Source organism: Arthrobacter sp. GW822-FHT05G07, from assembly GCF_058799755.1.
Map to the genome: position 1 here is coordinate 231,404 of NZ_JBXALT010000005.1, position 16,385 is coordinate 247,788.

General features: G+C 62.7%; 14 protein-coding genes. 10 read left to right on the forward strand and 4 right to left on the reverse strand.

Features of this window, described 5'->3' with window-relative positions:
* The first annotated feature begins 316 nt into the window (after positions 1–316).
* From leuS to holA, 5 genes are all read left to right on the forward strand, one after another.
* A complete protein-coding gene (gene leuS, locus AC1RJY_RS10305) occupies positions 317–2,845 on the forward strand; it encodes a leucine--tRNA ligase (RefSeq protein WP_498602252.1) in 2,529 nt (842 codons plus the stop codon).
* 59 nt (positions 2,846–2,904) lie between these two features.
* Positions 2,905–3,888: a DegV family protein gene (locus tag AC1RJY_RS10310; protein WP_498602253.1), complete on the forward strand. Its 984-nt coding sequence runs from the start codon at positions 2,905–2,907 to the stop codon at positions 3,886–3,888.
* Between the two features lie 448 nt (positions 3,889–4,336).
* The gene (locus AC1RJY_RS10315; RefSeq protein WP_286139663.1) at positions 4,337–4,792 is read left to right on the forward strand and encodes a helix-hairpin-helix domain-containing protein; all 456 of its coding nucleotides are present in this window, start codon (positions 4,337–4,339) and stop codon (positions 4,790–4,792) included.
* A gap of 4 nt (positions 4,793–4,796) precedes the next feature.
* Positions 4,797–6,524, forward strand: a complete 1,728-nt coding sequence (locus AC1RJY_RS10320; RefSeq protein WP_498602254.1) for a ComEC/Rec2 family competence protein — start codon at positions 4,797–4,799, stop codon at positions 6,522–6,524.
* Positions 6,443–7,459 carry a DNA polymerase III subunit delta gene (gene holA, locus AC1RJY_RS10325; protein WP_043470307.1) on the forward strand — a complete coding sequence of 339 codons (1,017 nt, stop codon included), beginning with the start codon at positions 6,443–6,445 and terminating at the stop codon, positions 7,457–7,459. The genes AC1RJY_RS10320 and holA overlap by 82 nt, the downstream gene beginning before the upstream one ends.
* A gap of 108 nt (positions 7,460–7,567) precedes the next feature.
* Here the strand turns inward: holA and rpsT are convergent, their stop codons facing one another.
* Together rpsT and AC1RJY_RS10335 are read right to left on the reverse strand one after the other, a co-directional pair.
* Entirely contained in the window at positions 7,568–7,828 is a 261-nt protein-coding gene (gene rpsT / locus AC1RJY_RS10330) for a 30S ribosomal protein S20 (RefSeq protein WP_011774926.1), read from the reverse strand.
* Between the two features lie 184 nt (positions 7,829–8,012).
* The gene (locus AC1RJY_RS10335; protein WP_011774925.1) at positions 8,013–8,561 is read right to left on the reverse strand and encodes a type II toxin-antitoxin system PemK/MazF family toxin; all 549 of its coding nucleotides are present in this window, start codon (positions 8,559–8,561) and stop codon (positions 8,013–8,015) included.
* Between the two features lie 158 nt (positions 8,562–8,719).
* On the opposite strand from AC1RJY_RS10335, the gene lepA reads away from it, so the two are divergent.
* Both lepA and hemW read left to right on the forward strand, forming a co-directional pair.
* Positions 8,720–10,573 carry a translation elongation factor 4 gene (gene lepA / locus AC1RJY_RS10340; protein WP_498602255.1) on the forward strand — a complete coding sequence of 618 codons (1,854 nt, stop codon included), beginning with the start codon at positions 8,720–8,722 and terminating at the stop codon, positions 10,571–10,573.
* Positions 10,574–11,803: a radical SAM family heme chaperone HemW gene (gene hemW / locus AC1RJY_RS10345; RefSeq protein ID WP_011774923.1), complete on the forward strand. Its 1,230-nt coding sequence runs from the start codon at positions 10,574–10,576 to the stop codon at positions 11,801–11,803. It begins immediately after the preceding gene.
* A 35-nt stretch (positions 11,804–11,838) separates the two neighbouring features.
* Here hemW and AC1RJY_RS10350 read toward each other — a convergent pair whose 3' ends face one another.
* Positions 11,839–12,252 carry a DUF4870 domain-containing protein gene (locus AC1RJY_RS10350; RefSeq protein WP_026005318.1) on the reverse strand — a complete coding sequence of 138 codons (414 nt, stop codon included), beginning with the start codon at positions 12,250–12,252 and terminating at the stop codon, positions 11,839–11,841.
* 122 nt (positions 12,253–12,374) lie between these two features.
* Complete coding sequence (locus AC1RJY_RS10355; RefSeq protein WP_014921958.1) at positions 12,375–13,226, reverse strand: DUF3097 domain-containing protein; 852 nt, start codon at positions 13,224–13,226, stop codon at positions 12,375–12,377.
* Positions 13,227–13,417: 191 nt separating this feature from the next.
* Here AC1RJY_RS10355 and hrcA point away from each other — a divergent pair, with 191 nt between their 5' ends.
* From hrcA to AC1RJY_RS10370, 3 genes are read left to right on the forward strand one after another with little or no spacing between them, the layout of a single operon-like run.
* Positions 13,418–14,425, forward strand: coding sequence for a heat-inducible transcriptional repressor HrcA (gene hrcA / locus AC1RJY_RS10360; protein WP_014921957.1), 1,008 nt, complete (start codon positions 13,418–13,420; stop codon positions 14,423–14,425).
* 50 nt (positions 14,426–14,475) lie between these two features.
* On the forward strand, positions 14,476–15,603 hold the full coding sequence (gene dnaJ / locus AC1RJY_RS10365; protein ID WP_011774919.1) for a molecular chaperone DnaJ: 1,128 nt from the start codon (positions 14,476–14,478) through the stop codon (positions 15,601–15,603).
* 2 nt (positions 15,604–15,605) lie between these two features.
* Positions 15,606–16,373 (forward strand): 16S rRNA (uracil(1498)-N(3))-methyltransferase, encoded by a 768-nt coding sequence (locus AC1RJY_RS10370; protein WP_011774918.1) that lies wholly within the window; start codon positions 15,606–15,608, stop codon positions 16,371–16,373.
* The last annotated feature ends 12 nt before the right edge of the window (positions 16,374–16,385 follow it).

Genomic DNA, 16,385 nt, shown 5'->3' on the forward strand with positions numbered 1-16,385 from the left:
TCCCGCCGCTCACAAGCTCGCGGTGGGGCCCTCGCAGGTGGGGGCCCACCGCGGGTGCCACCACACCATGGCGGGGAGTCATCGGCCCCTTTTTCGACGCTGTGCGCCGCGCCGCCAACCATGATTTGCCGGTGAGTGGAACGTTGATCGTGCGCTATTGTAGATCTATGCGTGCGATCCTTCTGCTTAGCTAGCCGCTCGGCTTTCACTAGCCGTGCGGCCGCCCCTCCATTGTTGAGGGGCTTTTGTGTGTCCGGGGGTATCCGGGACCGCAGCAGGAGGGAAAACCGCCATCGAAGAACAGAAGAGGGCAGCAGTGAGCGTTAAGCCGGAGACAGAGACCGGGACAGCACAAACAGCCGCAGCGGAAGCGCCTGAAGAAGGCGTCTACAGCTTCGCTGCGATGGAAGCCAAGTGGCCGCAGGTCTGGGAAGACCTTAAGGTCTTCACTCCCGCCGACGACGGTTCCCGGGAACGCCGCTACGTGCTGGACATGTTCCCTTACCCCTCCGGCGATCTGCACATGGGCCACGCCGAAGCGTTCGCGATGGGTGACGTCGTAGCGCGTTACCTGCGTCAGAAGGGCTTCGACGTTCTGCACCCCATCGGCTGGGACTCTTTCGGCCTCCCCGCTGAGAACGCTGCGATCAAACGCAATGCCCACCCCAGCGAGTGGACCTACGCGAACATCGATACGCAGGCAGCGTCGTTCAAGCGCTACGCAATCTCTGCCGACTGGTCCCGCCGCCTCCACACCTCGGATCCCGAGTACTACCGGTGGACGCAGTGGCTGTTCAAGCGCTTCTACGAGCGTGGCCTGGCCTACCGCAAGGATTCGCCCGTCAACTGGTGCCCCAAGGACCTCACCGTGCTCGCGAACGAGCAGGTAGTTAACGGTGCCTGCGAACGCTGCGGCACGCCTGTCACCAAGAAGTCCCTGAACCAGTGGTACTTCAAGATCACTGACTACGCCGACCGCCTGCTGGAAGACATGGACCAGCTCCAAGGTCACTGGCCCGAGCGCGTTCTGGCCATGCAACGCAACTGGATCGGCCGCTCCGAAGGCGCCCACGTGCGGTTCGTCATTGAAGCCACCGCGGACCGTGCCGAGCGCGAAGTCACCGTATTCACCACCCGTCCGGACACCCTCTACGGTGCAACGTTCTTCGTTGTCGCAGCCGACGCGCATTTGGCGCTGGATTTGGTGACGCCTGAACACCACGACGAACTCATGGCCTACCGCGAAAAGGTCAAGGCACTCTCGGAAATTGAGCGCCAGTCCACCGAGCGCGAGAAGACCGGCGTCTTCACCGGCCGCTACGCCATCAATCCGCTCAACGGAGAAAAGCTCCCGGTGTGGGCCGCTGACTACGTCCTGGCCGACTACGGCACGGGCGCCATCATGGCCGTCCCGGCACACGACCAGCGCGACCTCGACTTTGCCAGGACCTTCGGGCTGCCCGTTCGTGCGGTACTGGATACCGGTGACGAGGACCCCGCAGAGACCGGCGTTGCCACTGCAGGTGAAGGCACGCTCAAGAACTCCGGAGAGTTGGACGGCCTTTCCAAGTCCGAAGGCATTCCCGCAGCGATCGAGATTCTCGAGAAGCTCGGAACCGGCGAAAAGTTCGTCAACTTCCGGCTGCGTGACTGGCTGCTCAGCCGCCAGCGCTTCTGGGGTACCCCCATTCCCATCATCCACTGTGGCGAATGTGGCGAAGTGCCCGTTCCAGATGACCAGCTGCCCGTCAGGTTGCCCGACAACCTGCGCGGTGAGGCGTTGTCGCCGAAGGGGACCTCCCCACTGGCCGCCGCCGTCGAGTGGGTCAACGTAGAGTGCCCCAACTGTGGCCGTGCAGCGCAGCGTGATACTGACACCATGGATACGTTCGTGGACTCGTCCTGGTACTTCCTGCGATTCGTATCGCCGGACTACACCGAAGGCCCGTTCGATCCCGAAAAGATCAACAACTGGATGCCGGTCGGGCAGTACGTGGGCGGCGTTGAACACGCCATCCTGCACCTGCTGTACGCACGTTTCTTCACCAAGGTCATCAAGGACATCGGCCTGATCGAGGCCAACGAACCGTTCTCGGCGCTGCTCAACCAGGGCCAGGTGCTCAACGGCGGCAAGGCCATGAGCAAGTCCCTCGGCAACGGCGTGGATTTGGGCGAGCAGTTGGACAAGTTTGGTGTCGACGCCGTTCGCCTCACCATGGTCTTCGCCTCCCCACCTGAGGACGACGTCGACTGGGCGGACGTTTCGCCGTCCGGTTCGGCCAAATTCCTGGCCCGCGCCTGGCGCCTCGGCCAGGACGTCAGCAGCGAACCGGGCGTTGATCCGGCCACAGGTGACCGTGCCCTGCGCACCGTGACCCACAAGACCATCGCCGATGCCGCTGAACTGCTGGACAACAACAAGTTCAACGTCGTGGTTGCCCGCCTGATGGAGTTGGTCAATGCCACGCGCAAAACCATCGATTCGGGGGCAGGCGCCGCAGATCCGGCTGTTCGTGAAGCGGTGGAAGCCGTAGCCGTGATCCTGAGCCTCTTTGCGCCCTACACGGCCGAGGACTTGTGGAACACGCTCGGTCACCCGGCTTCCGTTGCGAATGCAGGCTGGCCGAAGCACGACGATGCACTGCTGGTGCAGGACACCGTGACCGCTGTGGTCCAGGTGCAGGGCAAGGTTCGCGACCGTCTGGACGTTTCGCCGGACATCACCGAGGACTCGCTGCGTGAGCTCGCCCTGGCCTCGGAGAACGTCCAGCGTGCCTTGGACGGCCGCGGCATCCGTACAGTCATCGTGCGGGCACCTAAACTGGTGAACATCGTTCCTGCCTAGCAGGGATAGTGCGGCCGCCGGCATTCTGCCGGCGGCCAGCCATCATCTTTGGAGGTTGCGTGCCTGAGCGAGAACCACCCGCATGGATATGGCTCAAGGAAAGAGTGGCGCGCCTCCGGCAGCCCGCGGCACCGGTTCCTGTCGCTGACGTGCCGCTGGCCGCCGTCGTCAAAACTGCCGTCGTCACCGATTCCGCCGCGGCCCTGCCGTCGGACTGGGTGTCTGCTTTCACCGCGGACGGCCGATTGGCGGTTGTTCCGATGCCAGTTATGGTGGGCAACGAAATTTACGGCGAAGGCGAAGACGACATCACGCAGACCCTGTCTTTGGCTCTTGCCTCAGGCGCTTCGGTGAAAACTTCACGGCCATCGCCTGGCCAGTTTGAACAGGCGTACCTCGCTGCGCAGCGCCACGGATTTGAGGCTGTGGTGTCCATCCACATTTCCTCCGAACTCTCCGGAACCGCCGATGCCGCAAGGTTGGCTGCCGCACGCGTCACCATCCCGGTTGAAGTCGTGGACTCGCGCACCGTGGGGATGGCGCAAGGCATGGGAGTCCAAAGTGCAGTGGTGGCAGCAGCCGATGGCCAAGGAGCGGCAGAAGTCCGCGGCTTCGCCGAGAAGCGCATGGAGCGGACCAAGGTCTACTTCTACGTGCCCAGCCTCGAACAATTGAGGCGGGGCGGGCGCATCGGCGCGGCAGCATCCCTGTTCGGTACTGTCCTGGCCATCAAACCCATCCTGGCGGTCGACGGCGGCAGGATCGTACCGCTGGAAAAGGTCCGTTCCGCTGTGCGCGCCGTTGCCCGTTTGGAGGAGATCGTTGCAGCAGACGTGGCATCCCGCCCGGCCGGGCAGCAGCGATTGGCGGTTCACCACTTTGGCAATCAGTTGGAGGCAGAAGCCTTGGCCGCCCGTCTTAGCGAGAAGTGCCCGGATTGCCCGGCACCTCAAATCAGCGCACTGCCGGCTGTGTTGGCAGCACATGCAGGTTTAGGTGTTCTTGCAGTCATCGTGGGGGAGAGCAGCACGCCAACAGACTGACCCTTCGCTCGTCTTATCCACATAGAGCACCTCGTCCCCGTCGGGCGGACAGCGGCGGTCATAGGCTCGTTTCATGCCACGCCGGAACCGGGATACGTCCCCAGATGCCGCAGCGCAGGCAGTCCGGCAGCGTTTTGCCTCTCGTCTCGGGGCGAACCCCCAGACACCTCCGCTCTTACAGCTGCCCCTCGAGGCGGATCCGACGACTGATCACTCATATCGAAAATCCGAGACCCGTCCTGCGCGGACTCGTTGGCGAACCCCTTGGCGGGTTGCCGCCCTGCTCGCCGTTGTAGGAGCTGGCATTATTGCCTGGCACTTGTGGCAATCGGCCGTGGGGCAGCCAATTTCTGAACCCCTCACACCGTCGATGTCAGCGGGCCCCGGGCTACCAAGTCCGTCAGAGTCCCAGCATCCAGAGGCCAGGGAGGCTGGGAGGAGCCTTCTTGTGCACGTTGCCGGTGCCGTGCAGAAGCCCGGCGTGGTGGCTTTACCGGAGGGCAGCCGGGTTTTCCAGGCGATAGATGCGGCCGGGGGTGCTGCGTCCAACGCCGAACTCAACGGGCTCAACCTTGCTGAGGTGCTAAGTGATGGGGTCAAGATTCATGTGCCGAAAGTAGGGGAGGTCCCGCAGCCTCCGCCATCGCCACTAGCTGGCGGTTCCGGTAGCCCCGGTGCAACGGCCGGCCCTGCGGCCGGAGGTGCCAAGGTCAACATCAACACTGCCTCACTGGAAGAACTGGGGACGCTGCCCCGAGTGGGGCCGGTGACTGCGCAAGGCATTATTGACTGGCGGAAAGAGCACGGCCCATTTGCATCCGTGGAGGAACTTGACGCCGTTGATGGCATCGGTCCTAAGCTCATGGAGTCTCTCAAGGATCTTGTGACGGTGCAGGGTGGCTGATCCGGTGGCAGGAACGGTTGAACCCGCTGGGGGCGCGACGGCATCGAAGCGCACGGATCTGCGGCTTGTTCCTGCCGTGCTGGTCACGTGGTCCGTTGCACTTGCCGGAGCCTTCATCGACGCAGCGTGGTCCGCCTCTGTGGCAGGAGTACTGGCCGCGGTCGGGGGACTGCTCCTGGTTGGGGCGCGGCGTCGCGGAGCGGCATCGGTTCGTGCCGGAACGATGGCTGCCACCTTAGCCCTCGCCTGTGTCCTGGGTGCAGCAGTAGCTGTCCATTGTGCTGTTGTGGCCAACACGCGGGAGACCGGCCCATTGTCTGAGGCGGTGGCAAGGGGAGGCGGTGTCTTCATTCAACTGCTGGTCACAGGAATGCCTGCGGAGGTCCCCATGCCGAGCCAATCCGGTGGAAACAGATGGTCTGTGACTGCGACGTCGCTTGAGCTCACATCCAACGGAACTGTCATTCGTGGTTCCGCAGAGGTGATGGTTGTTGGAGGAACTGGCTGGCAAGACGTGCGGCCCGGGCAAAGCATTAGAACTTCAGGAACACTCAAGGCTGTGCGGGAAGGACAAACACAGGCAGCTCTCCTGTCCGCGTCCTCCGCTCCCATCATCATGACGTCGGCTTTTGATGTCCGACGGTCCGCCGGTGAGGTACGTCGACAGTTTGTGGCAGCGTCGAGTTGGTTGCCTCCGGACGCGGCCGGTCTGATGCCGGGAATGGTCACGGGGGACACCACCGCCCTGCTGGAAAGTCTTGAGGCGGATATGAAGACCACCGGAATGACACATCTCACCGCAGTTAGTGGTGCAAACTGCAGCCTGGTGCTGGGAGGCTTCATTTTGCTGGCGAGATGCCTGAGGCTCACCCGCCCGGTTGCCGGAGTTTTGGCGGCGTGCGGTCTTATGGCTTTTGTTGTCATGGTGGGGCCGGACCCGAGTGTTTTACGTGCTGCTGTCATGGGGACCGTGGGGCTGGCTGCCCTCCTCGGTGGCCTGCGGGGCAGGTCCCTCACTTTCCTCTGCCTTGCCACCATCGTTCTTTTGCTGCTCGATCCGAGCATGGCGGCAAATGTCGGGTTCCTCCTGTCCGTCCTGGCAACGCTGGGTATCGTGCTGCTGGCCACGCGCGTTGCGTCGTGGATGCCTTCCAGCGTGCCACGGTGGTTGGCTGCCGGGGTGGCCGTACCGTTGTCGGCCCAGTTGCTGTGCGGCCCGGTGATTGTGGCCCTTCAACCACAGTGCACTCCTTACGCACTCATCGCGAACGTGGTGGCCGGTCCTTTGGTGGCTCCGGTGACTATCCTTGGGACGATCGCCGTTCCACTGGCTGCGACCCTTCCTTGGTTGGCAGTGGTACCTATCGCCGTTGCGGGAACATGTGCAGGTGCCGTGGCGGGTATGGCGAGGTTCTTCGCCCATATGCCCGGGGCGGCCCTGCCGTGGGCCGAAGGCCCGGCTGGAGTGGTGGCCATGGCTACCATGTCACTTTTGAGCATCCCGATCGTTTGGATGTTGCTGCACCCGGCAGGGGTGTGGGGCCGTGTCCTGGGCGTGCACCACATCATCGTGTTGCTTCTTGAGCGCGGGGTCATCACCAAACATGGCAGACTTGAAGCCTGCAAAGAAACGTCCGGAAGGAACTACCAGTGGCTGCTGCCCAAAACACCCGGGCCAAGAGCGTCGCGGCGAACACCGTCAGCTGGCGTGATGCGGCGCCGGCCGCCGTAGTCCTGATCATGGGCCCGGAAGAGTATCTTGGTATCCGCGCCATGGACGGCATCCGTAGCCACGTGCGAACCGCTACACCGGATGTTGAGCTCAGCCGGTTGAACGCGGGTGCCTATGAGGCCGGGTCGTTGGCGATGACCGTTACCCCGTCTCTCTTCGGCGAGGGCAAGCTCATCGAGGTCGAGGGTCTCGAGGCCATGAATGACGCCTTCCTGTCCGACGGATTGGCCTACCTTCAGCATCCGGACCCAGACGTTGTCCTCGTCCTTCGCCATGCCGGGGGAGTCCGGGGCAAGAAGCTGCTCGACGCCGTCAAGTCCGCCGGATGGCCCGTCATCGATTGCCAACCCCTGAAGAAAGACTCTGACAAGACCGCGTTTGTCGTCTCCGAGTTCAGGGCCGGCGGACGACGCATTGAGGGCGAGGCTGTCCAGGCCTTGGTGAATGCGGTGGGCGCCAATCTTTCCGAGCTTGCTGCTGCCTGCAGCCAGTTGATTGCCGACGCCACCACAGCCGTCACAGCCGAGACTGTTGAGCGCTACTACGGCGGCCGAGTTGAAGCTACGGCTTTCAAGGTGGCCGATGCTGCCATGGCCGGCAACGGACCGGTTGCACTGTCCACCTTGCGCCACGCCTTGGCCACCGGCGTTGATCCGGTTCCCCTGGTTGCAGCACTGGCTGCCAAGCTGAGGACCTTGGCCAAAGTTGCGGGTGCCAACGGTTCACCCGCCACCATCGCCAAAAACCTGGGTATGCAGCCGTGGCTTGTGGAACAGGCCCAGCGTGATGTCCGCCGCTGGACCCCGGAAGGCCTGATCCGCTCCATCCAAGTCATTGCAGAAGCCGATGCCCAAGTGAAGGGCGAGTCGCGGGACCCTGTCTACGCGGTTGAGCACGCGGTCACGGTCATCGCCACCTCGGCCAGTCGCCGCTGATGTCGGCCGCCGCTTGTGCGTGTCGGTGCTGACTGGCCTGCTTAAACCCAAAGGCCGGCGCCCATGGGGCGCCGGCCTTTTGATCAGCTCAGTCGAACTGGAAAAACCTTAGAGTGCGTTGACCTTCTTGGAGATCGCCGACTTGCGGTTTGCAGCGTTGTTCTTGTGAATAACGCCCTTGCTGACAGCCTTGTCCAGCTTGCGGCTGGCAGCAACAAGTGCAGTTCCAGCAGCATCCTTGTCAGCAGACTCAACGGCGGTGTTGACGGCGCGGATGGCCGTCTTCAGCTCGGACTTGACAGCGTTGTTACGCAGGCGAGCCTTCTCGTTGGTGAGGATGCGCTTCTTCTGGGACTTGATATTAGCCACGTATGAACTCTCTTTTTAATGCGGAAATGGTCTAGAGGGTTTTCAGGTTGGCCATCGACTGAGCGGCGTGGGGATGCCTATGGCAGCCAACCATGTATGGCCGTCGACCTGCACGGACACACAGCTATAAAGGATAGCAGAAAGTATGGCTCACCCACGACTCGTCGTTTTAGTTGCAGGCGGTTCAGTTCCCACCGTGCCTGGCGCGCACGGCCCGGGAGACCTCCATAAACGGTGTTTTCCCCAAGATAGCGCCTTCGCGCCGGATTGCCTCGGGATCCAGGCGGATGATGCGGCCTACGTTGATCTCACTCGCCCGGCCCTGTCGATCCCAGGAACCCGCTCCAATATCAACGTAGTCATCCGCCCTGTTCCCGTTGTCGTGGTCTTTGGATGTCAGCATCAGCCCCAGGAGCCAGCCGCCGTCCCGTCCAATAAGAAGGACGGGCCGGTCCTTACCGCGTGAGTGATCCTCTTCGTAAGGGACCCAACTCCATACGATCTCCCCGGGATCCGGTTGGCCGTCAGGCTTGGGGGAGTAGTTCACTTTGACGGCCCCGCGGAAGTCGCCGGGGTAGGAGCCGGGCGGGTGCCCGACGGCGGTCCGCCGGGATTGATTGCCCGGAGCGCTCGAGGGGGCGCCCAAGGGGGTGCCGGCGTTGGTGCGGCTGCCTCCCAGCGCCTTGAATGATCGCAGGAGAAGTTTGCCCAAGGGGCGCAAGTCGAAAGCCATGTGACAACGCTACAACCGTCCACTGCGGACGCCCGGCAGGCAATGTACGGCGAAGCGCCGGTTCATGGGAGACTAGAGGATCAGATGCGCGGCGTTTTCCAGCTGGCCTATGCCCAGTCGCGGAATTGCCGTGTGAGTGTCGACAGTAAGGATCCTGCGTGTCTCCCATGGCCCGCACCGCACCGGTGCCCGCCGCAACAGATCCGGCCATCATCCGGAACTTCTGCATCATTGCCCACATTGACCACGGTAAGTCCACCTTGGCCGACCGCATGCTGCAGTACACCGGCGTCGTTAAGCAACGCGACATGAAGGCCCAGTATCTGGACCGTATGGATATCGAACGTGAGCGCGGCATCACCATCAAGTCCCAGGCTGTTCGCATGCCGTGGGAACTCGATGGCAACAGCTACGCGCTGAACATGATCGATACTCCCGGCCACGTCGACTTCACCTACGAAGTTTCCCGTTCCTTGGCAGCTTGTGAAGGCGCAGTGCTGTTGGTGGATGCGGCCCAGGGCATTGAGGCTCAAACCCTCGCGAACTTGTACTTGGCGATGGAAAACAACCTCACCATCATTCCTGTGCTGAACAAGATCGACCTTCCGGCCGCGCAGCCCGAGAAGTATGCGGCGGAACTGGCCAACCTCATTGGTGGCGACCCCGAGGATGTCCTCAAGGTTTCCGGCAAGACCGGCGTAGGCGTGGAGGCGTTGCTGGACAAGATTGTCCGCGACCTTCCAGCGCCCGTTGGTGATCCCAATGCTCCGGCCCGCGCCATGATTTTCGACTCTGTCTATGACACCTACCGCGGCGTGGTCACCTACGTCCGCGTGGTGGACGGCATGCTTCACCCGCGCGAACGCATTCAGATGATGTCCACCCGGGCAACGCATGAGCTCTTGGAGATTGGTGTCAGCTCCCCGGAGCCCACACCGTCCAAGGGCCTGGGTGTCGGCGAGGTGGGGTACCTGATCACAGGTGTGAAGGACGTCCGCCAGTCCAAGGTTGGCGATACTGTCACTAACCTGGCCAAGCCGGCCTCGGAGTCGCTCAGCGGCTACGCCGACGCCAAGCCGATGGTCTTCTCCGGTCTCTACCCGCTGGACGGCACAGATTACCCTGTCCTCCGCGATGCCCTCGAAAAGCTGATGCTCAACGACGCCGCGCTGGTTTACGAGCCCGAGACGTCTGCAGCGCTGGGCTTCGGCTTCCGCGTAGGGTGCCTCGGCTTGCTGCACCTCGAAATCACGCGTGAGCGCCTCGAACGCGAGTACAACCTCGACCTCATCTCAACTGCTCCCAACGTGGAGTACGAGGTGACCCTTGAGGACAAGAAGGTCATCCACGTCACCAACCCCAGCGAGTACCCCACGGGCAAGATCTCCGAGGTCCGTGAACCAATGGTGTCCGCAACCATCCTGGCGCCCAACGAGTTCGTGGGTTCCATCATGGAACTGTGCCAGAGTCGCCGTGGCCAGATGCGCGGGATGGACTACCTGTCCGAAGACCGCGTGGAGCTTCGCTATTGGATCCCGCTGGCTGAGATTGTGTTCGACTTCTTCGACCTCCTGAAGTCCAAGACCCGCGGCTACGCATCGCTGGACTGGAAGGCCGATGGCGAGCAGGTGGCGGACCTGGTCAAGGTGGACATCCTGCTGCAGGGTGAGCAAGTGGATGCTTTCAGCGCCATCACCCACCGTGACAAGGCCTACGCCTACGGTGTGATGATGACGGGGAAGCTCCGTGAGCTTATTCCGAGGCAGCAATTCGAGGTACCCATCCAGGCCGCCATCGGATCCCGCATCATTGCCCGTGAGAGCATCCGGGCCATCCGTAAGGACGTTCTTGCCAAGTGCTACGGCGGTGACATCACCCGTAAGCGCAAGCTGCTCGAGAAGCAGAAGGAGGGCAAGAAGCGCATGAAGATGGTGGGCCGCGTGGAGGTGCCCCAAGAGGCATTCATTGCAGCCCTGACCACTGACGAGTCCAAGGACAAGGCCAAGAAGTAGATGCCCAGCGTCCTACCTTTGGGCGACCCGGCACCTGCGGATGGCATATTGCCTCCGCAGGTGTTGGCCGGCGTCGAGCACCGTAAGTTCGGGCTCTATGTCCACATACCGTTCTGTGCCGTGCGGTGTGGCTATTGCGATTTCAACACCTACACTGCAACCGAACTCGGTGGCGGTGCATCGCAGGACGCCTACGCTTCCACGGCCGTATCCGAGCTGGACTTCGCCTCTCTGGCACTTGACGCCTCCGGTTTGCCTCGACGTCCCCTCAGCACTGTCTTCTTTGGCGGTGGTACCCCAACGCTCCTCCCGGCGGAAGACCTGGCGCGGATCCTGCGGGCCGCCGTCGGCCATTGGGGCCTGGAGCCCGGCGCCGAGGTGACAACCGAGGCGAATCCAGATTCGGTGACACCTGAATCCCTCAGAGTGTTGGCTGATGCCGGATTCACCAGGGTCTCCTTCGGCATGCAATCCGCGGTTCCGCACGTTCTGAAGGTACTGGACCGCACCCATACGCCCAGCCGTGTGCCACTCGTTGTGCAGTGGGCGCGCGAAGCCGGCCTGGCAGTTAGCCTTGACCTCATTTACGGCACGCCCGGAGAGTCCATGGCCGACTGGCAGCTGTCACTCGAAACTGCGCTCTCGTACCAACCAGATCACATCAGTGCCTACGCGTTGATTGTGGAGGACGGCACCAAACTTGCGGCCCAGATACGTCGCGGCGAAGTACCCGGTATTGACGATGACGACCACGCCTCCAAGTACGAGTTGGCCGACAAGATGATCTCTGAAGCGGGCTTGAACTGGTACGAGGTCAGCAATTGGTCCCGGACGCCGGAACAGGCTTGCCGGCATAATCTTGCCTATTGGCGCGGAGATGACTGGTGGGGCATCGGCCCCGGAGCCCACTCCCACGTGGGGGGTGTCCGATGGTGGAACGTCAAGCACCCCACGGCGTATGCCTCACGGCTCGGGAGCGGAACCTCACCGGCTGCCGGACGGGAAACCCTCGACGTCGAAACCCGGGAAGTTGAGCGCATCATGCTTGAAGCGCGGCTTGGAACAGGGTTGTCCGTGGACGCCTTGGACGCGATCGGACGGCATGCGATGGCCGGGCTGATTGCCGATGAACTGGTTGACCCGGTGCAGGCATTCAAGGGTCGCCTGGTCTTGACCCTGAAGGGTCGGCTCTTGGCTGACGCCGTAGTCCGAAGGATTCTTCCCGACTAACCTCTGCGCCCTTCCCTCTGGAGGGGGAGGGCGGGCTACTTAATCCAGCGCAGGTTGACCTTGTAACGGTGAGGCTGCCCGTGGTTGACCCGGATTCCCGCCGAGACGGAGAAGCACGTCAGTGCCACCCAGATAGCCGTGGCGATGACGGCGAAGATGTTGCCCACCACGGGCAGCAGCACCAGGATGTTGGCCAGCACTGCAGCGATGGTGGGAGGCAGCGTGAAGTTCAGGGCTTCTTTTGATTCCTGCGCGGTGAACGGCCCGCGATCCCGGAAAATCAAGTAGATCAGAAGGGACGGCAGGCATCCCAGGATGCCGCCGAAGTGGGCCAGCGTAGCCCACTGCCTGTCCTCGCTGGCCGTCAACGGTAGTGCGTTGGCAGGCGCGCCATGGTACTGGGGCCGGCCTGCGGCGCTGCCCGGTTCTTCAGGAGCGTTATCTGCCACGGTGTCTTCCCTTTGCTGTAAAGATGCTGCGGTGTTGCTGTCCCAGAATACCGGCCCCAACGTGCTTCCCGGGACCAACGCCCCTTTGACACGGTGGTTGATGTTCCTTCGTGGACGTTGCCTCAGGGAACTGTCAGGAAATCGATGACTTCCTCAACGCGTCCCAGCAGCGATGCCTCGAGGTCGGCATACGTGCGTACTGCACCAAGGAGACGTTGCCAGCCCAAGCCTATGTCCTCGGCAGTCTCGTGGGGCCAGCCGAACGCGCTGAGGATTCCCGTCTTCCAGTCGATCCCGCGGGGGACTTCCGGCCATGCCTCAATGCCCAGGACCTTTGGCCGGATGGCCTGCCAGACGTCCACGTAGGGGTGGCCGACAATCAAAACGTTTCCTGCAGCCCCCGGTACCGTCATGGCATCGGCGGCGATGCGCGACTCTTTGGAGCCGGGGACAAGGTGGTCCACCAAGATGCCGAGTCGGCGACCCGGCCCGGGGTTGAAGGCAGCGATGGCCGACTTCAGGTCGTCTACGCCATGCAATGGCTCCACGACGATGCCTTCCACGCGGAGATCGTCACCCCAGACCTTCTCGACGAGTTCGGCGTCGTGCTTTCCTTCCACCCAGACGCGGCTCGCCTTGGCCACCTGGGCACGTTGGCCCTGTACCCTCACGGATCCGGAGGCTGTCCGGGTGGAAGGGGCGGCAGAGGCGGCAGGGCGGGCAGCAGGAGGCATAAGCCGTATGGCCTGGCCCTCCAACAGGAACCCGTATCCGAGCTGGAAAGATTTGGTCTTTCCGCGCCGGTCCTCAAGGGAGACCACATGCATTCCGCCCGATTTCTCAACGCGGGTGACTTCGCCCACCCAGCCGGACTGGACGTCCTCGAGGACCATTCCCCGCTGGACGGCTACTTCCGGCAGCTGCTTTTTGGCTGGAGCGGACAGATCCTGCGGTCCCCAATTGTCGAAAGCCAAGGGATTCCTACCTTTGTGCTGGTTTATGGTGCGGGCCGAAGCCGGCCGCGGCAGGTTTCAATGCTAGCAACGGGGTGGCTCATACTAGACTTGTTAGCACTTGGGCATGTTGAGTGCTAAGTGTGGTGGTCCGATTGAGATCCCGCGTTGACCGGTCCCAGGGACCATGGCAGTCGTCAGGAGGTGGAGCAATGAGTGAGCCGCGCAAGCTTGAGGTGCTGCGTGCCATCGTTGAGGATTACGTGCATTCCAGGGAACCTGTCGGTTCGAAGGCCCTCGTGGAGCGGCACCATCTTGGCGTTTCCAGTGCCACCATCAGGAACGACATGGCTGTCTTGGAAGAGGAAGGCCTCATCGCGGCCCCCCACACCAGTGCAGGGAGAATCCCTACGGACAAGGGCTACCGCCTGTTCGTCGACCGCATTTCGCAGGTAAAGCCGCTCTCGGCCGCCGAACGCAGGGCCATCCATTCGTTGCTAGAGGGCCCCGATGAGGTTGACGACATCCTGGAGCGCACCGTAAGGCTCCTGTCGCAGCTGACCAATCAGGTGGCCGTCGTGCAGTATCCGCATTCCAACCGCGCACTGGTCCGTCACGTGGAGTTCGTCCTGTTGGGCCCAAAGCAGGTGCTCGTGGTCCTCATCGCGGACACCGGCAGCGTAGGGCAGAAGGTCATCGACGCCGGCTCGGACGTAAGCAACGAAGCCTTGATGCTCCTGAGGTCCCGCTTCCTCGGCAGCATTGCCGCCACGCAACTGGCTCTCTTGCCGCAGGTGCTCCCATCGGTAGTTGCCCTGTGCCCGCCGGAGCTCCGCAGCCTGGCGCAGACGTTGGCCCAGGGGCTCCAATCGCTCAGTGACACCAGCCGAGAAGAGCGCATCCTGATGGCAGGAACGGCCAACCTTGCGCGCTCCAACGTGGATTTCCCCCTGAGCATCGGTCCCGTGCTGGAAGCACTCGAGGAACAAGTTGTCATGCTCCGGTTGTTGTCCGATATGGGGGATGACCCCCGCGGAGTCACTGTGAGCATTGGACGCGAGAATCCGTACGACGGCTTGGCTGAGGCATCCGTCGTGGCTACGGGCTACGGCTCCGGCGCCAAGGTGGGGATTCTCGGTCCCACACGCATGGACTATCCCACCACCATGGCAGCCGTTCGTGCCGTGGCCCGTTACCTTTCCCGCATTCTCGGCGGCTGAACACCGGTCCGAGGAAACATCCGCAGTACAACAAGGAAGAGATACCGACTTTGAGCAGCCACTATGACGTTTTGGGAGTCTCGCCGGAAGCCACCGGGGAAGAGATCAAAAAGGCGTACCGCAAGTTGGCGCGGAAACTGCACCCCGACGTAAACCCCGGTGAGGATGTCGCGGAACAGTTCAAGGCCGTGACCCACGCTTACGAAGTGTTGTCAGACCCCCAGAAACGCCGGGTCTACGACGCCACGGGCAATGAGAACGGCACCGACAACGGTTTCGGTGGCGGCTATTCCGGCCAGGGTTTCGCGTTCCAGGACATCTTCGACACCTTCTTTGGTGGAGGCGGTGGCCACGGTGGACCGGCTTCCCGTGTCCGTCGCGGCCAGGACGCGCTCATCAGCGTCCGCATCGACCTGAAGGACGCCGTGTTCGGCGTCAACAAGAAGCTTGAAGTGGACACCGCCGTGGTCTGCCCCACCTGTGATGGCAGCTGCTGCCGCCCGGGCACCCATCCGGAGCGCTGCGACATTTGCGGTGGCAGTGGCCAGGTTCAGCGGGCTGTCCGATCCATCCTCGGCCAGGTCATGACCACCGCCCCCTGCGGTTCCTGCGAAGGCTTCGGCACCGTTATCAAGGATCCCTGCAACGAGTGCAACGGGCAGGGCCGTATCCGCAGCCGCCGTTCCCTCACCATCAAGGTCCCGGCAGGCGTCGCAACCGGTACGCGCATCCAGCTGTCCGGACAGGGTGAAGCGGGGCCCGCAGGTGGTCCTGCAGGTGACCTCTATGTAGAGATCCGGGTTAACAACGACGCCATGTTCATGCGTGAAGGCGACGACCTTCACGCCACGCTCAGCGTGCCCATGACGGCGGCCGCGCTGGGAACCGAGCTGCAGCTGGACACTTTCGACGGCGCACAGGACATTGATGTGAAGGCCGGCACGCAATCGGGAGAAGTCATTACCCTCCGCGGCCTGGGTGTCACGCACCTCCGGGGCTACGGCCGTGGCGACCTCAAGGTGCACCTGCATGTGGAGACGCCCAGCAAGCTCGACCCCGCCCAGGAAGAACTCTTGCAGCAGCTGGCCAAGCTGCGTGGCGAGCAGTTTACGGAAGGAAAGCTTGTGGCCAGCGGCGGTATGTTCGCAAAGCTGCGGGACAAGCTCGGTAACCTGTAGCGGTGAGCAATCCTGTTTTCTTCACGCCGGCGGGTTCCCTCGGTCAGGTAGTCCCTGGTTCCACCTTCGTCCTCGAGGGTGCAGAGGCCCGGCATGCTGTCACGGTTAAGCGCCTGACCACAGGCGAGCCCGTGGATATTGCAGATGGTGCCGGCGTGCGGCTGACAGGGACAGTGGTCGACGCCGGATCCAGCACCTTGACGGTTAAGGCCTCCGAAGTGCTGTTCGAGGAGCAACCGGAGGTCCGGCTGGTGCTGGTCCAGGCCCTGGCTAAAGGCGACCGCGACGAACTCGCCATCGAGACTGCCACGGAACTCGGCATAGATGCTGTTATCCCCTGGCAGTCCGAGCGTGCAATCGTGCGGTGGAAGGGTGAGAGGGCCGCCAAAGCACATGCGAAGTGGCAGTCGGTGGTCACAGCCGCGGCCAAGCAGGCGCGGCGTGCCTGGATTCCCGAGGTGCGGTCCATTGTGGATACCGTTGCTTTGGCCAAGGCCGTAGCGGACGCTGACATGGCCATCATCCTGCATGAAGACGCCAAGAACCCCCTGAGAACTGTCCTTGAAGAGTTGGCGGCGTTACCTAACGAAGGTAAGCCGCGCGAAGTTCTCTTGATCGTGGGACCTGAGGGCGGAATCTCACCGCGTGAAGTAACTCGGCTCAGCGACTCGGGCGCGGTGACGGCCCTCTTGGGTCACCATGTCTTGCGGTCGTCGACGGCGGGACCAGCCGCCGTCGTTCTTGCCAGTGACGTTCTGGGCCGCTGGTAGTCAGCCCGCAGA